This is a genomic window from Pedobacter frigoris (assembly GCF_005116445.1).
GTDB lineage: Bacteria > Bacteroidota > Bacteroidia > Sphingobacteriales > Sphingobacteriaceae > Pedobacter > Pedobacter frigoris.
The window spans coordinates 1,285,690-1,305,226 of sequence record NZ_SWBQ01000001.1; the positions used below are offsets into that span (position 1 = coordinate 1,285,690).

Consider the following 19,537-nt stretch of genomic DNA (forward strand, 5'->3'; position numbering starts at 1 on the left):
TTATTTTACCCCTACGTATGAATAAAAAAACTTTTAAATGTGTTTAACAATAAGCACATTTGAGGAAAACAATTATCATGAGCATATATTACAGCAACAAAGCTACAAACGAAGAGATTAAAGCCAGATTTGACCAGGATGTAGAAAGATTTTCAAACCTTGATACAGGCCAATTAACGACCCTGGATGCGCCTCTGACAATGGAGCTTTGCACTGATGCAGCTAAATTCATAGCTCCGGACGCAAAGGAGCTATTGGATATTGGTTGTGGTGCTGGAAATTATACTTTAAAAATGCTGAGTAAGATCCATAATCTAAACTGCACTTTAAATGATCTGAGTTTGCCTATGCTTGAAAGAGCCAAGGAGCGTGTTTCGAAAGAAACAACGGGAAAGGTAACTACAATCCAGCTTGATATGCGTGAGCTTGACCTTGGAGATGAGCAGTACGATATCGTTCTTGCTGCTGCTACACTTCACCATTTAAGAACTGATGAAGACTGGGAGCATGTTTTTACTAAGATATACAAAGCGCTAAAACCGGGTGGCTGTTTTTGGATTTCAGACCTGATTATACATGACACTGAACCACTCAACAACTTATTCCAAAAACATTACGGCGATTACCTGGAGACGTTAGGCGGACCGGAATACAGGCAAAAAGTATTTGATTACATTGCTTATGAAGATACCCCAAGGTCTATAAAATATCAGCTGAATCTAATGCAGCGAATTGGTTTTAAGGACACCGAGGTCCTACATAAAAACTTATGCTTCGCAGCATTTGGAGGGGTTAAATAACCCTTCTTAGATTTACAGGAAGTCTTCTCTGTGTGGTGTAAAGGAATCTATGAGCATGCCTGCTTCCAGACATACGCACCCGTGAATTACATTTGGCGGGACGTAGTAGCCGTCACCTTTATTTATAATTCTCTTTTCGTTACCTATGGTCATTTCAAACGATCCGCTGTCGACATAGGTTACCTGGGTATGGTGGTGCTGATGCAACTCTCCTACTGCCCCGATTTCAAATTTAGCTTTGACAAGCATAATCCTATCATCATATCCAAATATCTGTCTTTTAATTCCATTTCCAAGATCTTCCCATTGGATTTCATTTTCTATCTGAAATAAGTCACTTTGTAGCATATATTTTATGTTCTAATTCGTATTTATAAGTTTGTTCCCATTCTGATCTTAACATGCTTAGTACTATAGTATCTCTCCTACTCCCATCCAAACGAATCACATGACTTCTTAGAATACCTTCTTCAGTACAACCCAGGCTTTTCATTGCTGCTATGCTTTTTTTATTTGCGGTGTCTGCTGCAAATTCTACTCTTTCAAAGTCTTGTTGGAAGGCAAAGTCAAATAACAGGTATTTACAGTGTTTATTTAAGCCTGTTCCCTGATGCTCCTCTGCATACCACGTATACCCGAGACTTAGGTTGTGCTGGTTTAATTTGATGTCATAAAAACGTGTTGAACCAGCATATTGATTTGTACGTTTATCGAACATTATAAAAGGATACTCCTTCCCGTCTGCACGTGCCTGAAGTGCTTTTTCAATATATACTTTTAAGTCCTCAGGTGTATCGGCCTTTAAAGTAGAATATTTCCAAACTGCTGGTTGGCTGGTAACATACACAAGGTATTCCAAATCCTCCATTTGCAAAGGGCGCACCAATGCGATATCATCTTCAAGGATATACTCTTTTGAGAAATCAAATTCAATCATGGGCTTGAATGTATATATCAACAAAGATAAACACATTGAAGTATCTGGAGCTAGAAAATTTTATTGATAAATAACTTTACTGCGCCCTGATAATATGGAACGACAAATTCGTTTTGCACCAAAATATTAAAAGTCATATTAGTGTGACACAATCAACTAACTATCAAACATATACATTTTGTTTAGCTTTTTTTTGTTAAAGTCTAAATACTGCTTCTCAATATAACGTACTTAATTAACTAATTATTTATTTGTAGAAAACGAGTTTATATGACGAAGTGCTTTTTGGGTGGGGTGGTTTTAATTGCAGTAAATGTTGCTTTAACTATTGTCAGCTGGACATCAACAGCGTCATTTAATACAACTTTCTCCGAATTGCCGGAGGATAGTTTATATACAAATCACATAACGGATCTGTACAAATCAGCAAACTTAGAAGAAAGTGGCTTAAATCCAGCTGTATTTGAAAAAGCGCCTTTGGATTATAGATCTAGATAAGAAAAAAGTATTGTTGAATACAGGTAGCTCATGGTCAGCGAAGTGGCTCGGATAAAGCCAGCCACTTTTCAAATAGCAACAACTCTTTTCAAAGCAGCATCGGTTTTTACTTAACAGGAGAAGTATATTATGGTCAGCATGGACGTTCACTTCGTTTAGACGGAATGGATGAAGGTTATAATTCTATTGCCAGAAAAAGGTCCATTGTGGTACATGGTGCTGACTATGTAAGTCAGGAAACAATCAATGCTTTAGGTTGGTTAGGCCGTAGCCAAGGTTGCCCAGCTCTGGCGCCAGAAGTGGCAAATACTGTTATTAATACTATTGAAGGTGAGACCGTACTTTTATAAATGTGAGTAATCAGTCATATACCTCGAAATATTTAGATGGACATCTAGCTGCGGTTTATGCCACTGGAAGGTTTAATCATATAGACAAAATTGATTCCAATCAAACGGATAGTTTATTGAGCATATAAGACTGCCTCATAAATAAAAAAGCCTTCAAAAATTTTGAAGGCTTTTTTATTTATTACTAAATGTTTATTTCTTATTCTTAAATGCATCAAGTCCGCTTTGTAAATAAGCCGCATATTCTTTTGCATCCATTATAGCTCCCTGAGGAGCTACCATTGGAGTAAGGTCATCGGCAGTCGCCAAAACGTATAAAGGCTGAGCATTAGACCCATACCTGGTCGCCTGAAGGTCCAGATTCCAGTAGCCCAAATCATCCGTGTTGCGCTTTAATATAGCGGAATAATGGATTTTTTCTTTAGGCATTTTAATATTACGATCATCTGCATAAAGCTGTATTAATACGTATTCATCGCGAATAAGATTTCCAACCTCCGGTTTCACCCAGACGTTGTCTTCCATTCTTCGGCAATTAACACAAGTATGTCCTGTAAAGTCTAACAGAACAGGCTTATTTACCTTTTTCGCATAAGCAAGACCTTCATCCAGATCAAAAAATGCATGGAATCCTACGGGAGGTTTCAGGTGCTCACCATGCTTCACTTTCGCAGGAAAATCTACAGATGATGTGTTTGATGAAGAAGATGTGCTACCGGGAGTTAAGATAAAATCTTGTGTATTCATTGGCGGTGCTAATCCACTTAATATGCTAACAGGCGCCCCCCATAACCCTGGTACAATATACATTGCAAATGAGAAAGATAAAATCGCTATAAATAACCTTGGTGTCGAGACATAAGGCAAATCACTGTCGTGAGCAAACTTAATTCCTCCTAACAAGTAAATACCCATCAAAACAAAGATTACGATCCATAATACCAGGAAAATCTCCCTGTCGAACCATTCCCAATGCCACGCCAAATCGGCCGAAGAAAGAAACTTCAACGCCAATGCAAGTTCCAGGAAGCCCAAACATACCTTCACACTGTTTAACCAACCGCCTGATTTAGGCATGCTGCTAAGAAAGCCCGGGAAAATAGCAGACAAGGTAAATGGTAATGCCAGAGCTAATGAAAATCCAAACATACCGATAGCAGGTCCCAGAAGTTCACCCTTAGAGCTCGCATCTACGAGCAAGGTACCAATAATAGGTCCAGTACAAGAAAATGAAACTAAAGCCAGAGACGCGGCCATAAAGAAAATACCGAGTAAACCTTTGCTGTTGTCGGCCTTATTATCAATTTTATTTACAAATGCACTTGGAAGTGTAATTTCGAAAGCCCCAAAAAAGGAAATTGCAAAGACTACCAGTAAGATGAAGAACAAAAAGTTGAATGTTCCACTAGCGCTTAATGCATTCAAACCTGCAGACCCAAAAATAACCGTAATTAGCAACCCGAATGCTACATAAATCACAATAATCGACAATCCATAAATTAAGGCCTGGCCTATACCTTTTCCCTTACTTCCAGCCCGTTTTGTAAAATAACTAATGGTAAGTGGAACCATAGGAAATATACAAGGCATTAAGAACGCAAGAAAGCCTCCAACTAAACCAGCTATAAAAGTTTGCCAAAGAGTCTTTTCTTTATCTGCTTTAGCACTTCCTGACGCAACGGCAACCTTAGCTGAATCTACCTTCGCGGTAGAATCTTTAGTTATTGTCGATGAAGTTGCAACGCTAGCTGAATCTGGAGCGGATGCAGTGTCTGCACCTATTTCTGTGAATTCCATGTCATCAAAAGTAGTGTCAGCTTGTTGCGCTGACACTAGAGTTGACGATCCAAGGAAAAATATTATCCCCAAAACAAGCACCTTAATGCTTGTTTTAATATTTATAAATGTCATTTATTTATTATTTTACAGCAATAGAAAAATCGACAGTTTCTGGTGGAAGGCATTGTGAATCATCACAAACCATATATTCTACAGTGCCTTTGACAACTGCATTTGCTCCTGTTAATTTGATTTTCTGTGTAAATGTTACTGATTTTTCAAAGTAACTTACGTTCATATCAAACGTCTTCTCAAATTTAACAACTGGTTTTGGTTCAGCTGTTTTACCGTTAAGCTTATAGGTTTTAGCGGGTGCAAAGGTAAATGTAGTTTTTATAGGGCCCCCATCAGCCATATTTTGTGAATATAAATGCCATCCGTCTTCAATAGTAGCTCTGATAGCAACTACAGCTTCTGTTTTAGAAATTTTCTTTGCAGAGTAAGCCCACTTCACTGGTTTCAAAATCTGACTGCTTGCCGAAAGGCTAAAAAACAGTCCTACTGCTAATAATAATAGGTTTTTCATGTTTATTGTTTTTTTATGTGTTGACAAACTTATAAAATAATTGGTTATAAAAATGGCTATTTTAAACGACAAATAGGTTTGTACCCGGTAAATTTAGTATCAGTCGATATAAACGATTCCTTTATTGACTCTTCTTTGACCAAATCTGTACTCAGATATTTTTTATTACTATCGCATAATAATGTTACCACTATAGGTTCGACTCCCATTTTCTCTTTTAGTTTAATGGCACCAATTACATTCGCACCAGAAGATATACCAACTGCCAAGCCAAGTTCCTTTGCTAGTTTCTGTGCCATAATAATTGCATCACCATCATTCGCTTGAATTATTTCATCCAATTCATCCAATTTAACTATCTCAGGGATAAATTCATCCGAAATGCCTTGTATGCGGTGACTACCAACTTTATATCCGGTAGTTAGTGTTGGACTTTCTGCAGGCTCTAAGGGATGAATAGTAATGGCGGGATTATGAGCTTTTAATCTTTTACCGACACCCATTACCGTACCACCTGTGCCAACACCTGCCACAAATGCGTCAGGTGTCAAACCATTTAGCTTTAACTGTTCCCATATTTCCATACCAGTAGTTTTTTCATGAGCTTCTTCGTTATACTGATTTTCAAATTGCCTTGGAAGAAAAACACCACCTTTTGCAGCCAATTCTTCACACATTTTGATACTTCCTAAAAATCCACCTTCTTCTTTACTCACCAAAACCACCTCAGCTCCCATACTTCTGATGATATCAATACGCTCTTTGCTTAGCCAGTTGGGCATAATGATCTTTACATTATGACCAAGAGCTTTTCCAATAGCAGCAAATGCTATTCCTGTATTACCACTTGTTGCCTCAACTATAGTATCTCCTGGTTTTATAGCACACGAATTATACGCCTCATATATAATGTTTAAGGCCATCCTGTCTTTTATGCTACCGGTTAAATTATAATGTTCACATTTAACATATATTTTCCCAGGTTTCCCATTATACTCATAATGCAATTCAAGCATTGGAGTGTTACCTACCAAATGCCATAGATGTTCGAACTTACTTGCTAAATCGTCAGATAAACAATTAAACGACATTGTTTCATTCATTATCATAATTCTGTTTGCATTTTCATAAATAAATCTATTTTGCGATTCACTAATAATCGATAAAACTCTATATTTTAAATTAAACTAACAATACCACCCTTTAAAATCCATAAATTATTCGGATTTTAGCATTTAAATAGAGTATTTTTTCAGTTTAGATTATTAAATAATGGTTATATTAGTTTTTTTTTCACCTCCATCTTTTAATGTATTACAATACTGATAATGAGCACTTAAATATCTGAATTAGAAATTAATAGATAAGTTATGCAAAATGAATTAGACCCAGTAGATGTTGAAATTCTAAAGCTTCTACAAATTGATGCTACCCTTACGAATAAGGAACTTGCCTTTAAGTTGAGTAAATCAATCGCAACTATCCATGAAAGGATAAGAAGGTTAAAAGAACAGGGTTATATTAAACGTATTGTGGCAATTCTCGACAGGAAGAAAATCAATAAAAATCTTATTGCATTTTCACAAGTCCTTTTAAAAGAACATACAGCCAGTACATTGTACGCTTTTGAGAATGATGTCGCAAAATTTAGTGAAGTTATGGAGTGTTTTCAAATGACGGGAGCATTTGACTTTATCCTCCGTATAGCTACAAGCGATATGGACTCCTATCATTTATTCCTCCGTAATAAGTTGGCAACACTGCCTAACATAAGCACTGTTCAAAGTTTCTTTGTATTGTCCGAAACAAAAAGCGAGACCGCTTATCCTTTGTAATATAAAGAAGGATGACCATTAATAGTCATCCTTCTTTATATTTACATATTATTAAATACCTCCACCTAGTGAACGATAAAGTTCCACTGAGGCACTTAGTCTGGCCGTCTTAATAGCTGCCAGCTCTAATTCGCTCTGTAGTGAATTGCTTTGTGCAGTTATTACTTCAAGATAGCTCGCCATCCCATTCTTAAATAACAGATTTGCATTCTTTACAGCTTGTTGTAAAGTGATAACTCGCTTTTGTGATATATCATACTGAACTTTTAGTTTTTCAAGCTTTACCAGTTCATCTGATACTTCTCCAACAGCATTGAGCACTGATTGTCTAAACTCAATTACAGTCCTCTCTCTATCTATTTTTGCAATTTCATATTGGGTCTTTAACTCTTTTCTTTGGAAAACAGGCTGACTAATCCCTCCGGCTACCATTCCAAACAATGACGCCGGCACATTAAACCAGTTACTGGCTTTGAACGAATTAAGTCCTCCGCTTGCTGTAATACTTAACGAAGGATACATATTTGCTTTACTAATTCCGACTTTGGCATTGGCAATATTTAATGACAACTCTGCACTCCTTACATCCGGTCTTCTGCTTACCATAGCAGATGGCAGACCGGCTGAGAGGTAATTCGGTACTTTTGTTGACTCAAGGCTGGACAAACGTATTACAGACCCGGGCAAATGGCCAATAAGAATTTTCAGGGCATTCTCTTGTATTGCTATATTTTGTTCCAATTGGGGAATAAGTTGTGCGGCGACCAATTGTTGTGCTTCTGCTTGCTGTATTGCTAATGAAGTAACCTGACCTGCATCAAATTGTATATGAATCATCCTTAATGTACTATCATTCAAAGCCAGATTTTTTTTGGCTATAGACAATTGTGCATCCATCATCAGCAATTGATAATAGCCTTGCGCAACATTGGCAATTAACCTGGTCTGCACTGCTTTTTTTGCCTCTACAGTTTGAAGATAACCAGCTAATGCAGCCTCTTTTTGGTTTCTGATCTTACCCCATATATCTGCCTCCCAGCTTAAGCCTACATTAGCGTTGAAGTCTTCTACATGTTTTGTACTCAGAAACTGACTTGAAGTCAAACTATTTAAGCTGTTATTGGATGGTCGGTTTGAATTTGCTGCAATCTGGAGGTTAACAATCGGCAGGTTTCCTAATTTGGATTGCCTGAATAATAAATCTGATGCCTCAATGTTTTTCAAGGCCAGTTGTAGGTCATAGTTTCTGGCAATTGCTGTATCTATGAGTTTCTTTACTTCTGGATCAGCTATAAAATCCTTAACGGGTATTGAGGCTATACTGACCGTGTCAGTTATCCTTGCAAGCCCTCTGTACGCAACCGGAGTAGCATCAACAGGTTTTATAATATCTTTTGACATTCTACACCCTGCAAATATTAAGGTGATCAGTAGAAATTTATATAAATGATTATGCGATTTCATGAATAAGTTCTTTAACGTGATTTTCATTGTGAGCAATGGGGGTTTTTGTTTTGGGGCTAATCCGCTCCTGTAGATATTGAAAAACAACAAATAATACTGGGATAATAAATAGTCCGATAACTACTCCAGACAACATCCCTCCTGCTGCACCAATACTAATAGAATGATTACCTTGAGCTGAAGGACCTGTTGCAATACTCATTGGGAACAGGCCGACCACAAATGCCAGTGAAGTCATAATGATTGGACGAAGTCTTAGTTTGGCGGCTTCAAGAGCTGCTGCAACCAATGGTTGACCAGCTCTTCTTCTCTGTGCTGCAAATTCTACGATCAAAATCGCATTTTTCGCAAGTAAACCAATAAGCATTATTAGTGCAACTTGTACATAGATATTATTTTCTATACCAGTAAGACCAATAGCGACAAAGACTCCAAAAATGCCTGTTGGAATAGACAGAATTACCGCAAGAGGAAGTATGTAGCTTTCATATTGTGCTGCGAGTAAGAAATAGATAAATACCAAACACAACATAAATATAATGGTTGACTGCCCGCCTGAAGATATTTCTTCCCTTGTTTGTCCTGAAAATTCATAAGCATAGCCAGAAGGCAATTGCTGCGATGCTACTTCTTGTATAGCTTTAATAGCATCACCAGAACTAAAGCCCGGCTTAGGTATTGCATTTACCTGGATAGAATTAAATAAGTTGTAACGTGAAGCTGTTTCTGAGCCATATATCCTGTTCAATTTAACCAAAGTATTGACGGGCACCATTTCACCAGAGCTATTTTTTACGTATACCTTATCTATTGATGTAGGGTCTGCCCTATCGGCTACATCCGCCTGAACGATTACTCTGTAATATTTACCAAAACGATTGAAGTCTGAAGCTTGTGCGCTACCAAAATAGGTTTGCATCGTTTGCAGAATGTCTTTTACACTTACACCAAGCTGATCTGCCTTTTCATCATTTATTTCGAGCTGTAATTGAGGATAATCAGCTTTAAACGTAGTAAACGCTACAGCAATTTCTTTCCGTTTCATCAACTCTCCTATAAACCCATTAGCTACACTGCTAAACTTATCCAATTTTCCGCCAGTTTTATCTTGTAAAACCAGATCTAATGCCTCTACATTACTGAAACCAGGTACAGTTGGAAAGCTAAAAACAAAGAAACTACCACCCGTAATACTGCCAAGTTTAGCCCGTACAAGATCCATGATGGCATTAATATCCTTAACTTTACCACGTTCATCGGTTGGTTTAAGCAACACAAAGCATACTGCGGATGAAGGACTCGTTGAATTTGTCAATAAGTTAAATCCGGAAATCGCAGTTACAAATCTTGAAGCATCAAGTTCGTGCAATGCATTTTCAGCCTGAGTCATCACCTTTGACGTGCCTTCCAGGGATGTGCCTGAAGGTGTATTCACAGCGATAGCAATGAAGCCCTGATCTTCTGTAGGGATAAATCCAGATGGTGTTGTTTTCACCATCCATATGGTCACCAGCGTGACTATAACAAGACCTCCCATACTAATCCATTTATTACGGATTAAAAATTTCAACCCACCTACGTACCTGTTGGTTATGGCTGCGAAACTGCTATTAAAACCAGCAAAGAATTTCTGACTGAATCCTTTCCTCACTGGTGCATCTGCAGTTCCACCTAACTTATGACCATCTTTCAGAAATAATGCGGCGAGTGCCGGACTTAATGTCAATGCGTTTACAGCGGATATTACAATTGCAATTGCCATAGTAAATGCAAATTGCCTGTAAAACACACCTGTAGATCCCTCCATGAAACCTACGGGCAAGAATACTGCTGCCATCACCAAAGTTATAGAAATAATTGCCCCGGTAATTTCGTGCATGGCCTCAGTGGTAGCTGCTTTTGGAGAGAGCTTTTTATGTTCGATCTTTGCATGTACTGCTTCAACCACTACAATTGCGTCATCTACTACAATACCGATCGCAAGGACCAGAGCAAATAAAGTCAGTAGGTTAATAGAGAAACCAAATAATTGCATGAAGAAGAATGTTCCCAATATTGCGACCGGAACGGCAATAGCGGGAATCAATGTAGAACGAAAATCCTGAAGGAAAATAAATACTACGATAAATACAAGGATGAATGCCTCTATCAGTGTATGCTTTACCTGATCTATTGACTGGTCAAGAGCAACTTTTGTACTGTAGAATATATTATGCTTTATACCATTAGGAAAATCTTTAGCATATTTTTCCATCAGCTTGTTAATGGCAATCTGAATCTCGTTTGAATTGGATCCAGCTAACTGTATCACACCGATAACTACTCCTTTTTTACCGTTAAGGCGTGTAAGACTGGAATAAGAATAAGCTCCAAATTCTATTCTTGCCACGTCCTTAAGGCGAAGTATTGTTCCATCTGTATTGGCACGAATAGCTATGTTTTCATATTCTTCTGGTTTGTTTAGTTTACCTTTGTATTTGATTACATATTCAAATACTTCATTGCTTTTTTCGCCAAAGCGTCCGGGAGCTGCTTCAAGACTTTTATCTTGTATAGCCCTCATGACATCATTAGGTGTCACACGATAGGTAGCCATTTGAGTTGGATTTAGCCAAACTCTCATTGAATAGTCTTTTACCCCACCAAATATACTTGCTGCACCAACTCCAGGGATACGTTTTATCTCAGGAATAATATTGATCTGGGCATAGTTAGCTACAAAGGTTTGATCATATTTACTTTCGTCCTCAGTAAACATACCAATTGCCATAATGAAACTATTCTGTTGCTTTGCCGTTATTACACCCTGCTGTACAACTTCCGCAGGAAGCTGACTGGTCGCCTGAGCTACACGATTTTGAACATTTACAGCAGCTTGATCTGGATCTGTGCCTAATTTAAAATAAACTGTAATGGCCAATGAGCCATCATTACTAGCTGTGGAACTCATGTAGCTCATGTTTTCCACTCCATTAATCGATTCTTCAATTGAAGGTGCCACAGAGCGTAAAACAGTCTCCGCATTGGCACCTGGATAAACGGCTGTAACCAGTACCGACGGTGGTGCGATATCGGGAAACTGCTGCAGGGGTAATTTAGTTAGACCAAGTATCCCCAGGATCACCAGAAGAATGGAAATCACTGTAGCTAATACCGGCCTTTGTATGAAAATTTTAAACATCGTTGCGAATTTTATTTATTTATTAATTGTGCCACTTTTTGTGTTGTTTTTTCAGGCTTGATCTCCTGACCTTCCTGCAGACGGTCGATACCACTCAGTACTATCTGATCACCATTCTTTATACCTTCTCGTACCAGATAATTGTTTCCGCTTTTTGCAACAATTGTAATTGGCAACTTTTTGACTTTATTGCTGTCTGCCACAGCGAATACAAAGACTTTGTCCTGCATCTCGACAGTAGCTGATTGTGGGATTAAAAAGGCATCATTATGTGTTTCTCCGATACGGATTTTTCCGGTATTACCCGATCTTAGAATGCCTTGTCCGTTTGGAAATGTCGCTCTTAGTGATATAGAACCAGTTTGTTTATCAAACTGTCCATCAACCATATCAATTTTACCTTGTTGAGTATAGATTGTCTGGTCAGAAAGTATGAGAGATACCACAGGAATTTTATTTGCTTTTTCTGTAATGGTTTTACCCTGGTATCGTGAGTTAAAAGTAATAAAGTCATCTTCTCCCAATGAAAAGTAAACATGAACTTCATGTGCATCAGATAGTAAGGTAAGTGGATTTGGATCAGAAGGACTTACAAGGCTTCCTTGTTTTTTGGGAAGTCTCCCAACATAACCGCTTACAGGCGCTTTAATAAGTGTATAACCTAAATTAATTTCCGCAATTCCCACGCCCGCCCTAGCTTGTTCTACATTTGCTAAAGCGGATTCATAACTAGCTTTTGCACTTTTTAGCTGAAAATCTGATACTACTTTATTGGCTACAAGCGGGGTTAGTTTTTCCACTTCCAGTTGTGCATTAAGAAGAGAAGCCTTTGCTGACAAAAGAGATGCTTTTGCATTGTTCAGCGCTTGTTTAAACGGGAGCTCATTAATTTTAAATAAAGGTTGCCCTTTTTGTACAAGAGCACCTTCATTTATGAAAATTTTATCCAAAGCACCGGAAATCTGGGGACGTATTTCCAGATCTACTGTACCTTCTATTGATGCTGGATATTCGGTAAAAGTAGTTTCGGATGATTTAGTGACTTCCGCAACAGGCAAGGCCTGTATTACGGCTGGCGGGGGTGTTTCGGTCTGTCCAGAACACCCATATAAAAATATTGCTAAAACAAGTATTGATGTTTTCATAACGTTATTAGATTGTTTAACAGTGTTAAGTAATTGTAAATAGTTTGGCGGATTTTTCATATTATATATTTATTAAAAAGATGGAGCTGATAACGACATTAAAGTCATTTAACAGTGTTAAGTATTAATTCAAAAAAAAAGGCTCATAGAACCTATATCTATTAGTTAGTCGTTTATGTATTTAATGATACCCTTTATTGCATCTTTCAGAATACGTTGATTCATTTCTTCATTTCTCCCTTTATTCACCAGATTGATTGAAATCAATCCATGTATGATAGACCAGAAAGTATAAAATTTTCGACAAACCAAGTCTTCTGGAGGATTATCAACTGTCATGATCTTTTCAATTACTTCATATATAAGATCATCGGCCAGTTCTGCTTCAGGCATAGACTTTTTAAGCTCACAGCAATTCATATCTACCCCATACATCAACCTATAAAGTTCTTTATACTTGAAAGCAAAATTCCAATAAGCTATCCACATCGCTTCAAGTTGATCTGCCGGAGATTCGTATAATTGTTTAGCTGCTCTCACCTCACCTGCAAGAATAATGTACCCTCTTCTCGTCAGTTCAAGTAAAATACCCTCTTTATTAGCAAAATACTCATAGATAATAGGTGCTGTATATTCAATTTTATCAGCTATTTTCCTCATGCTGAGAGACTGCCATCCTTCATCTTTTACAATGTCCAAAGCAGCATCTAAAATATTTAGCCTGGTTTCATCTTTTAGTCTTGCTATTCTCTCTTTACTTCCCATAATACAATTATGACGAGGGTGTAAATAATTTAACACCGTTAAGCAAATGTATAAACAGTTTTAGAATTGCGTATCATCTATTTGTCAAATGAATTTAAAACAATTGAATAAGTCCGTTAATATTACTTTGTTTAAATTGTAAAATTGCCTCAAAACGGTTCGCATCATTATTTTTTTCCTTTGCAAAGATTGTAAGTGATTTTAGAGCTCCTATCTTTTTTAAAGACAGAGAACTACTTTTACCGGAAAAAAAACCAAAGTTCATTTCAAGTCCAAAAAAATATGGAGTTTCCTCTCTTTCCGTAGAAGAAATTACTTCTTTACTTGTGCTCAACTTGAACTCATCAGTTTCTGCAAACCTATATATATCATACAAAGGAAACAGCGTTTTATTAAACGTTCCATTATCGCCTATGATATGCTCGCGATTCAAATGTTTCGCTAAAGGCGGAGCATCAGAACTTAGAGAAAATACCACGTTAGGAACAAAAACTTCTTTTGTGGTTGCGTTCTCTACTTTTTCAAAATCTTCATTATAATCGTAAGTAATTACCGTGTCCAGTTGTTTAATGTGTCCGTCAACTTCTAAATCTGCATATCCAATTTTATATTTAATTAAACTATCCATGTTCAATTTCGCGTTCTTAAATTGAATCTTATCAAAAGGTAATCTGGACAGATCAATGTTTAACCACATTTTCAATGGCGCGGATCTGCTAAATTTTCTACGAGATAAAGAACCATGATTTGACTTTAAATACTTGGAACTAAAATCTCCATCGAAGGTAATTTTACCGTCATCAAAATTACCGATTCCCTCATATTGAGCACAGGTATAAGCAACATCAGCTTTACTTACTCTAAGTCCGGATAATCTTCTGTCATCAAATTGAAGGATATGCTCTCCCTTTAACATTTGGATCAGTACCTGGACAACTGCTTCCTTCTTAAATGAATATGCTATAGCAACTCGTTGATCATTATATGCTACCGTTATTTTGTTATCTGATGATGTAGCAAAATTGAATCCTGGCTCCTGCCCCGCTATAGCATTAACCTTTAACTTGTTTTTTAAAAAGAATTTAAGATTCTCGAGGTTTGCAACCGGCATCAAACAGAAAAATGTATCAAATGATTTATCCGATATATTATAGATAAACACATTAGCTGGAATCTTTAGTCCGGTGTTGAGATCAAGGTATTTATTGTGATTTTTATAATATGCTGAATTACTTAGATAATCGTTAAACAGTTTCGTATAGATCTGGTCTGCGTTGATTCGAAAAATCAATGCAGCGTTTTTATGGACTCCCAGTTTATAAGAGATATATTGACGATATTTCAAATATCCAAACACTGATACCAGTAGCACTATGATCACTACTGCTAGTATCAGTGTTATTCTTATAAATTTATTTTTGTACATCTTCAATAATAGAGAACAGATACCTCAGAGAATTTTGATGGTTTGTTGGAACATTCATACTAATTTCACCTGATAAGGTATTGCCTTTAATAGGATGTGATTTCAAATAGATATCTCCGATCGAAGTTAATATTCCATTTACCTTTTGTATTTCTTTGGAACTTCCCATTTCTCCTGCAGGAATTTTTCCAGCCATCTTTTTTGCATTAAAGTAAGCAGAATAATTAGCGCCAATCATCAGTTTTTTGTGTTTACTGCTGATGTTCCCTACAAAAGTATCTCCCGTAATACTTTTAAATTCCGTCTCATCAGTTCCCAAAAATAAAATCCCATTTTTGACAGCGACAAAAAGTGTCAGTGGTGTTTTAGGTATCGCAAGTTCAAAATAACCAGACTTTTGCTGTATCATTTGTTTTTTAGTGCCGTAAGCGATTAATTTATCTAACAGCCTTGTATCTTCTGTAGACAACATAAACAGAAAATCAGGAAGTGTTTCTTTTTTAGTTTTGGCTACTTCTTTGGTTTCAAAATTATCTTCGTTATAATCATAAGACTTGAAAGTAACTTCCTTCTGAGACAGCCCATTAAATATAAATATCCCATCACCTTTTACAACTTTACTAATAGCTTCTTCATCAAGCAGCAACGAAAAAAGATCTGTAGCCATCCCTATCTCATCTGCATAGAACGAGCCATAAATATTGGAAATCAATTTAGGGTATTCCTGAAGATAAGCCTTGGTATCCATCGCATAAGCCATATAGCCTATCATTTTATCTTCATTCATGTACTTTAAGAAGTTTTTATTCACCCTACGTTTATAAACCTTTTTAAAAACATCGGCATAAGCGTCGTTAAAAGTAATGGAAGTGCTAAGCTTTATAGCTTGCTTTTCCAGATAAAGTTTCGCATTGACCGCACCATAACCATTCAGAAAATTAATCCCCTTAAAACTATACATATCAGGCATATAGCTATTCATCAACTTATCTGCACCAGAAAGCCAAATACTTGCTTCTGCATTGTTATCCAAACTTGCTATGTAATCCTTATTACTTAGTATAGAACCAGTAGTTTTCCCCGAGAATATATCTCCAAGCATATGGTCCACCCATACAGCAACTATCGCTTTTTGCTTCTGGATATTTTTATGGCTTTCATTAATATAACTGTCACCTGCCAGATCTATTTCCACAGTATCTGCTTCTTCTACTTCCTCTTCAACCGTAACGGTATCTATGGCAGTGTCTATGTAGGTTGTATCAGAAACAACCGTAACTGCACTTGAATCGACTTCCAGATTTAAAGACGTCAAACCAAATCTTTCCATTACATCTTGACGGGAAAAGTAACTTTGTTTTGCACCGCCTATTGCAAAAAGAAACATCTCATTGTTCCAATATGCTATTTCTGTAGAGTCAGCATTGTAAAATGTCCTAAGTCCATTTTTGGAATCAAATTTTTTATGGTCTCCGGCATACAATGCATCAATTTGTTTGGCATTTTTTATGGGAGCGAGAAAGCAATTATAAGTCACACTATCATTACTTCGATTATAGTAATAAAAGTTAGCGGATAGATTAAAACCTAAATCCTCTAAATTATTTAAAGAAGGATCTATTTTATTTAGCGTTGACAATACCTTTTTGCCAATAAAAGTAGTATTGAACTCTTTCAGAGACATCAGCTCCGTTAGATTCTTACCCTTTATGGTAGCTACAGCAAGGGCATCAGCAGGAATTTTAGAAGATAAATCCTGGGCAAAGCCCGTTAGTCCAGTCGTTGTCAGTAGTAATGCATAAAAGCATTTGTACAGATTTTTCATGATATTGAGTTGTTAATTTAAAAAGGTAAACCTCTATTTCGCCAGTACAATCTTGTTTGAGATATCGGTTTTCCCATTAATCAAACCGAGCATCCCTGCATTAATCATCACAGCTTTTTTAGTTTTAGATAGTTTAGCCAAGGGATTGTTACTATTTGTTATCAATTCTTCAAAGCGGTAAATACTGGTATAAGTTGCTTCTTTAAAGATATTTTTTACCTCGGTTTTAAGTTTATTGTACTGAACCACAGCTTCTTTAGAATGTCGATAACTGCGTTGAAAGGTCATAGTCCTAGCATTGTATGAATAAGATGAATTGCTTATTGCATTGATTTTCAATTTCTTAAGAATTTTACTGGTTAGGTTATTAATATTTGTAATATTTTTAAAATCAAAGCTCAGACTAACAATGTAATTTTCAAAATCAACTTTCTTTTCTACCTTACTGATACCTGGTGAGTTTCTCAAATACTCAACAGCCTCATTCATTTCTATTTGAATGGTCTGACGGTCGGGAACTTTGTATCCTTGTATACTATCCATTAACATGATAGAAGCTACCTTCGACTTACTCGCACTCATATTTAAGGTAAGACTTACCCTGCCTGAACCTGATTTAGTGAGGTTGATTTCTTCAATGATTTGAAAACATGAAGATAGAAATGGCAAAATAAATATTAAAAGAAACAGTTTGTATTTTTTTTGGAGCATTGATATTAAAGTCTTTTTAAAAGAGGATGGCCAAATATATGATTAACTTTACTTTATTCAGTTTATAAATTGCAATTTAGCCCCTGCACACAAGGTAAAACAGTATGAACAACAGCGTCACTTTAAAAGACATTGCCAAAGCGCTCAATTTATCTATTTCTACGATCTCTAAATCATTAAACGACAGCCATGAAATCAGTACAGACACTAAAAAGTTGGTATTGGATTATGCGCAAAAGCATCATTATTTACCAAATCGTATGGCCAAGGGACTTAAGGAAGGTAAAAGCAGATCGATAGGTGTGGTTGTTTGCTCGCTGGAAAATAACTTTGCTGCACAGATGCTGGATGGTATTGACAGTGCAAGTACCGATAAATCTTACCAGATCATCATCATGCAAAGCAAAGAGTCGCAAAAACAGGAAAGGGCATGTATAGAATTGCTATATGCAGGTGGTGTGGATGGAATACTCATTTCTCCGGCATGTGAAACCGTCGACTTCAGTTACCTGCAGTCCTTGCAGGACTCTGGACTACCTGTTGTACTATTTGACAGACTAAGTGACGAAATAGAAACACACAAAGTTGGTGCTGATAATTTTAAAGGTGCTTACGACGCTACTGTACACCTCATTAAGAACGGTTATAAAAGTATAGCTCACTTGAATACCAACACCATTCTAAATATTGCCACAGAACGTCTTAATGGATATAAGCAGGCACTGGAAGAATATAAATTACCATATAGAGCAGACTTTCTTCGGTCTTGCGATTATACCGATACTAAAAAATTAAATGCCGACCTCGAAGAGTCTATCAAATACTATATGTCACTTAAGAAACGTCCGGATGCTATATTGACCAGTACCGACCAAATCAGTACCCGATGCCTTGCCCTGCTAAATAAGCTGGGATATAAAATACCAGAAGATATAGCCCTGATTGGTTTCACCAATACGGATCTTGCCGATGCTTTTAATCCTCCTTTAACTACTGTCCATCAACCTGCTTTTGAAATCGGTCAATTGGCTGCCTCAAAACTAATATCACTGATTGAAAAGAAAAGCCAGGAACCGGAATACGAAACCATACTTTTAGACACCACAATTCAGGTGAGGGCTTCTACAAGAGCAAGGAAATAAATTCGAAAACGATTGCGTGCATATATCTGCTTTAGCAGATGGATTTAATCAGTTAAACCTGTATTATTGCATATTGATATTCATTTAAATATGCAGAAACAAGAGAATATACTGGTGTTTGGCGAACTTTTACTCAGGTTCAGTTCTGCCGAAGAACAGTTCATTTCTAAAAACCATACAGTATCGCTATTTCCAGGTGGCTCGGAAGCTAATGTAACAGCCTCTCTTTCTCAGTGGAATATTCCCTGTTCTTATCTTACTGCCGCTCCAGAAAATGCTTTAGCAGCCAATGCACTGCAAACGTTATCAGATTTAGGGGCAGATACGTCAAAAACCTTGTTTCAAGGGAACAGACTAGGCCTATACTTTCTACTTTCCGCTAATGGATTAACTAGTGGAGAAGTAGTATACGACCGAAAATTTTCATCGTTCAGTACGCTTGTTCCACAGAGTATTGATTGGGATTGCTTAATGGAAGGACATACCTGGTTTCATTTTACAGCCCTTACCCCTGCTCTTAATGAGACAATGGCTAGTATTTGCAAGGAGGCACTTATTGCAGCCAAAAAGAAAGGATTAAAAATTTCCGTAGACCTGAATTACAGAAACCGTTTATGGGATTACGGCAAACAGCCGATTGAAATAATGCCTGAACTTGTTCAATACTGTGATGTCATCATGGGTAATATATGGGCTGCAAACAAAATGTTGGGCACGGCAGTTGACTCCAGTCTGGATAGAAATACAAGCACTGAAAAATATTTTGAACATGCCAAAGCATCAGCGAGCGAGGTCTTTGAAAAATTCCCACAATGTTCCCATTTAGCCAATACTTTTAGATTTATGGATCACGCTAAGCATAACCTGTTCTATGGTACCTACCATACCAGAACCGAACATTTCATATCCGATGTAAGGGAAACATATGAAGTAGTAGACCGGATTGGAAGCGGTGATGCTTTCATGGCAGGATTGATTTATGCGCTGATCCATACAAATGATGGACAAGAAATTATCAATAAAGCAACTAATGCCGGATATCAAAAACTCTTTGTAAAAGGAGATTTTGGAAATGGCTCAATTTAACAGCAAA

Annotated in this window: 18 protein-coding genes; 6 read left to right on the forward strand and 12 right to left on the reverse strand. The window is 37.0% G+C overall.

The features are described from left to right. The first annotated feature begins 77 nt into the window (after positions 1-77). A complete protein-coding gene (locus tag FA047_RS05515) occupies positions 78-800 on the forward strand; it encodes a class I SAM-dependent methyltransferase (RefSeq protein WP_136834957.1) in 723 nt (240 codons plus the stop codon). A gap of 12 nt (positions 801-812) precedes the next feature. Here the strand turns inward: FA047_RS05515 and FA047_RS05520 are convergent, their stop codons facing one another. Together FA047_RS05520 and FA047_RS05525 are read right to left on the reverse strand one after the other, a co-directional pair. After that, complete coding sequence (locus tag FA047_RS05520) at positions 813-1,148, reverse strand: cupin domain-containing protein (RefSeq protein WP_136834958.1); 336 nt, start codon at positions 1,146-1,148, stop codon at positions 813-815. After that, complete coding sequence (locus FA047_RS05525) at positions 1,135-1,737, reverse strand: GNAT family N-acetyltransferase (RefSeq protein WP_136834959.1); 603 nt, start codon at positions 1,735-1,737, stop codon at positions 1,135-1,137. Before FA047_RS05525 ends, FA047_RS05520 begins: the two co-directional genes overlap by 14 nt. Positions 1,738-2,007: 270 nt before the next feature. Here FA047_RS05525 and FA047_RS05530 point away from each other — a divergent pair, with 270 nt between their 5' ends. Then, positions 2,008-2,235: a hypothetical protein gene (locus tag FA047_RS05530; RefSeq protein ID WP_136834960.1), complete on the forward strand. Its 228-nt coding sequence runs from the start codon at positions 2,008-2,010 to the stop codon at positions 2,233-2,235. 17 nt (positions 2,236-2,252) lie between these two features. Beyond that, positions 2,253-2,585 carry a murein L,D-transpeptidase catalytic domain-containing protein gene (locus FA047_RS20775; protein WP_225872655.1) on the forward strand — a complete coding sequence of 111 codons (333 nt, stop codon included), beginning with the start codon at positions 2,253-2,255 and terminating at the stop codon, positions 2,583-2,585. A gap of 192 nt (positions 2,586-2,777) precedes the next feature. Here FA047_RS20775 and FA047_RS05540 read toward each other — a convergent pair whose 3' ends face one another. The 3 genes from FA047_RS05540 to FA047_RS05550 are packed head-to-tail and all read right to left on the reverse strand — an operon-like array spanning position 2,778 to position 6,059. Beyond that, positions 2,778-4,496, reverse strand: a complete 1,719-nt coding sequence (locus tag FA047_RS05540) for a protein-disulfide reductase DsbD family protein (protein WP_136834961.1) — start codon at positions 4,494-4,496, stop codon at positions 2,778-2,780. A 7-nt stretch (positions 4,497-4,503) separates the two neighbouring features. Beyond that, on the reverse strand, positions 4,504-4,950 hold the full coding sequence (locus FA047_RS05545; protein ID WP_136834962.1) for a protein-disulfide reductase DsbD N-terminal domain-containing protein: 447 nt from the start codon (positions 4,948-4,950) through the stop codon (positions 4,504-4,506). A gap of 56 nt (positions 4,951-5,006) precedes the next feature. After that, the gene (locus FA047_RS05550; protein ID WP_394347556.1) at positions 5,007-6,059 is read right to left on the reverse strand and encodes a PLP-dependent cysteine synthase family protein; all 1,053 of its coding nucleotides are present in this window, start codon (positions 6,057-6,059) and stop codon (positions 5,007-5,009) included. A gap of 261 nt (positions 6,060-6,320) precedes the next feature. Between FA047_RS05550 and FA047_RS05555 the strand changes: the two genes are divergently transcribed. After that, on the forward strand, positions 6,321-6,785 hold the full coding sequence (locus FA047_RS05555; RefSeq protein ID WP_136834964.1) for an Lrp/AsnC family transcriptional regulator: 465 nt from the start codon (positions 6,321-6,323) through the stop codon (positions 6,783-6,785). A 51-nt stretch (positions 6,786-6,836) separates the two neighbouring features. Here the strand turns inward: FA047_RS05555 and FA047_RS05560 are convergent, their stop codons facing one another. From FA047_RS05560 to FA047_RS05590, 7 genes are all read right to left on the reverse strand, one after another. After that, positions 6,837-8,276, reverse strand: a complete 1,440-nt coding sequence (locus FA047_RS05560) for a TolC family protein (RefSeq protein ID WP_317130908.1) — start codon at positions 8,274-8,276, stop codon at positions 6,837-6,839. Continuing rightward, on the reverse strand, positions 8,236-11,430 hold the full coding sequence (locus FA047_RS05565) for an efflux RND transporter permease subunit (RefSeq protein ID WP_136834965.1): 3,195 nt from the start codon (positions 11,428-11,430) through the stop codon (positions 8,236-8,238). The genes FA047_RS05560 and FA047_RS05565 overlap by 41 nt, the downstream gene beginning before the upstream one ends. 11 nt (positions 11,431-11,441) lie before the next feature. Then, positions 11,442-12,575 carry an efflux RND transporter periplasmic adaptor subunit gene (locus FA047_RS05570; RefSeq protein ID WP_136834966.1) on the reverse strand — a complete coding sequence of 378 codons (1,134 nt, stop codon included), beginning with the start codon at positions 12,573-12,575 and terminating at the stop codon, positions 11,442-11,444. 165 nt (positions 12,576-12,740) lie between these two features. Further along, positions 12,741-13,340, reverse strand: a complete 600-nt coding sequence (locus tag FA047_RS05575; protein WP_136834967.1) for a TetR/AcrR family transcriptional regulator — start codon at positions 13,338-13,340, stop codon at positions 12,741-12,743. A gap of 94 nt (positions 13,341-13,434) precedes the next feature. Then, a complete protein-coding gene (locus tag FA047_RS05580) occupies positions 13,435-14,766 on the reverse strand; it encodes a hypothetical protein (RefSeq protein ID WP_136834968.1) in 1,332 nt (443 codons plus the stop codon). Then, the gene (locus FA047_RS05585) at positions 14,753-16,591 is read right to left on the reverse strand and encodes a hypothetical protein (protein WP_136834969.1); all 1,839 of its coding nucleotides are present in this window, start codon (positions 16,589-16,591) and stop codon (positions 14,753-14,755) included. The genes FA047_RS05580 and FA047_RS05585 overlap by 14 nt, the downstream gene beginning before the upstream one ends. Positions 16,592-16,624: 33 nt before the next feature. Further along, complete coding sequence (locus tag FA047_RS05590) at positions 16,625-17,302, reverse strand: hypothetical protein (protein ID WP_136834970.1); 678 nt, start codon at positions 17,300-17,302, stop codon at positions 16,625-16,627. Between the two features lie 104 nt (positions 17,303-17,406). Between FA047_RS05590 and FA047_RS05595 the strand changes: the two genes are divergently transcribed. Continuing rightward, positions 17,407-18,444 carry a LacI family DNA-binding transcriptional regulator gene (locus FA047_RS05595; protein ID WP_136834971.1) on the forward strand — a complete coding sequence of 346 codons (1,038 nt, stop codon included), beginning with the start codon at positions 17,407-17,409 and terminating at the stop codon, positions 18,442-18,444. Positions 18,445-18,534: 90 nt separating this feature from the next. After that, positions 18,535-19,530: a sugar kinase gene (locus FA047_RS05600; protein WP_136834972.1), complete on the forward strand. Its 996-nt coding sequence runs from the start codon at positions 18,535-18,537 to the stop codon at positions 19,528-19,530. Positions 19,531-19,537: the final 7 nt, after the last annotated feature.

Excerpts from the sequence above, each read along its gene's own strand:
- FA047_RS05565 (WP_136834965.1), bottom strand. The coding sequence starts at position 11,430 with ATGTTTAAAATTTTCATACAAAGGCCGGTATTAGCTACAGTGATTTCC.
- FA047_RS05540 (WP_136834961.1), bottom strand. The coding sequence starts at position 4,496 with ATGACATTTATAAATATTAAAACAAGCATTAAGGTGCTTGTTTTGGGG.
- FA047_RS05560 (WP_317130908.1), bottom strand. The coding sequence starts at position 8,276 with ATGAAAATCACGTTAAAGAACTTATTCATGAAATCGCATAATCATTTA.
- FA047_RS05575 (WP_136834967.1), bottom strand. The coding sequence starts at position 13,340 with ATGGGAAGTAAAGAGAGAATAGCAAGACTAAAAGATGAAACCAGGCTA.
- FA047_RS05545 (WP_136834962.1), bottom strand. The coding sequence starts at position 4,950 with ATGAAAAACCTATTATTATTAGCAGTAGGACTGTTTTTTAGCCTTTCG.
- FA047_RS05585 (WP_136834969.1), bottom strand. The coding sequence starts at position 16,591 with ATGAAAAATCTGTACAAATGCTTTTATGCATTACTACTGACAACGACT.
- FA047_RS05515 (WP_136834957.1), top strand. The coding sequence starts at position 78 with ATGAGCATATATTACAGCAACAAAGCTACAAACGAAGAGATTAAAGCC.
- FA047_RS05530 (WP_136834960.1), top strand. The coding sequence starts at position 2,008 with ATGACGAAGTGCTTTTTGGGTGGGGTGGTTTTAATTGCAGTAAATGTT.
- FA047_RS05570 (WP_136834966.1), bottom strand. The coding sequence starts at position 12,575 with ATGAAAACATCAATACTTGTTTTAGCAATATTTTTATATGGGTGTTCT.
- FA047_RS05550 (WP_394347556.1), bottom strand. The coding sequence starts at position 6,059 with ATGATAATGAATGAAACAATGTCGTTTAATTGTTTATCTGACGATTTA.
- FA047_RS05600 (WP_136834972.1), top strand. The coding sequence starts at position 18,535 with ATGCAGAAACAAGAGAATATACTGGTGTTTGGCGAACTTTTACTCAGG.
- FA047_RS05580 (WP_136834968.1), bottom strand. The coding sequence starts at position 14,766 with ATGTACAAAAATAAATTTATAAGAATAACACTGATACTAGCAGTAGTG.
- FA047_RS05520 (WP_136834958.1), bottom strand. The coding sequence starts at position 1,148 with ATGCTACAAAGTGACTTATTTCAGATAGAAAATGAAATCCAATGGGAA.
- FA047_RS05590 (WP_136834970.1), bottom strand. The coding sequence starts at position 17,302 with ATGCTCCAAAAAAAATACAAACTGTTTCTTTTAATATTTATTTTGCCA.
- FA047_RS05595 (WP_136834971.1), top strand. The coding sequence starts at position 17,407 with ATGAACAACAGCGTCACTTTAAAAGACATTGCCAAAGCGCTCAATTTA.
- FA047_RS05555 (WP_136834964.1), top strand. The coding sequence starts at position 6,321 with ATGCAAAATGAATTAGACCCAGTAGATGTTGAAATTCTAAAGCTTCTA.
- FA047_RS05525 (WP_136834959.1), bottom strand. The coding sequence starts at position 1,737 with ATGATTGAATTTGATTTCTCAAAAGAGTATATCCTTGAAGATGATATC.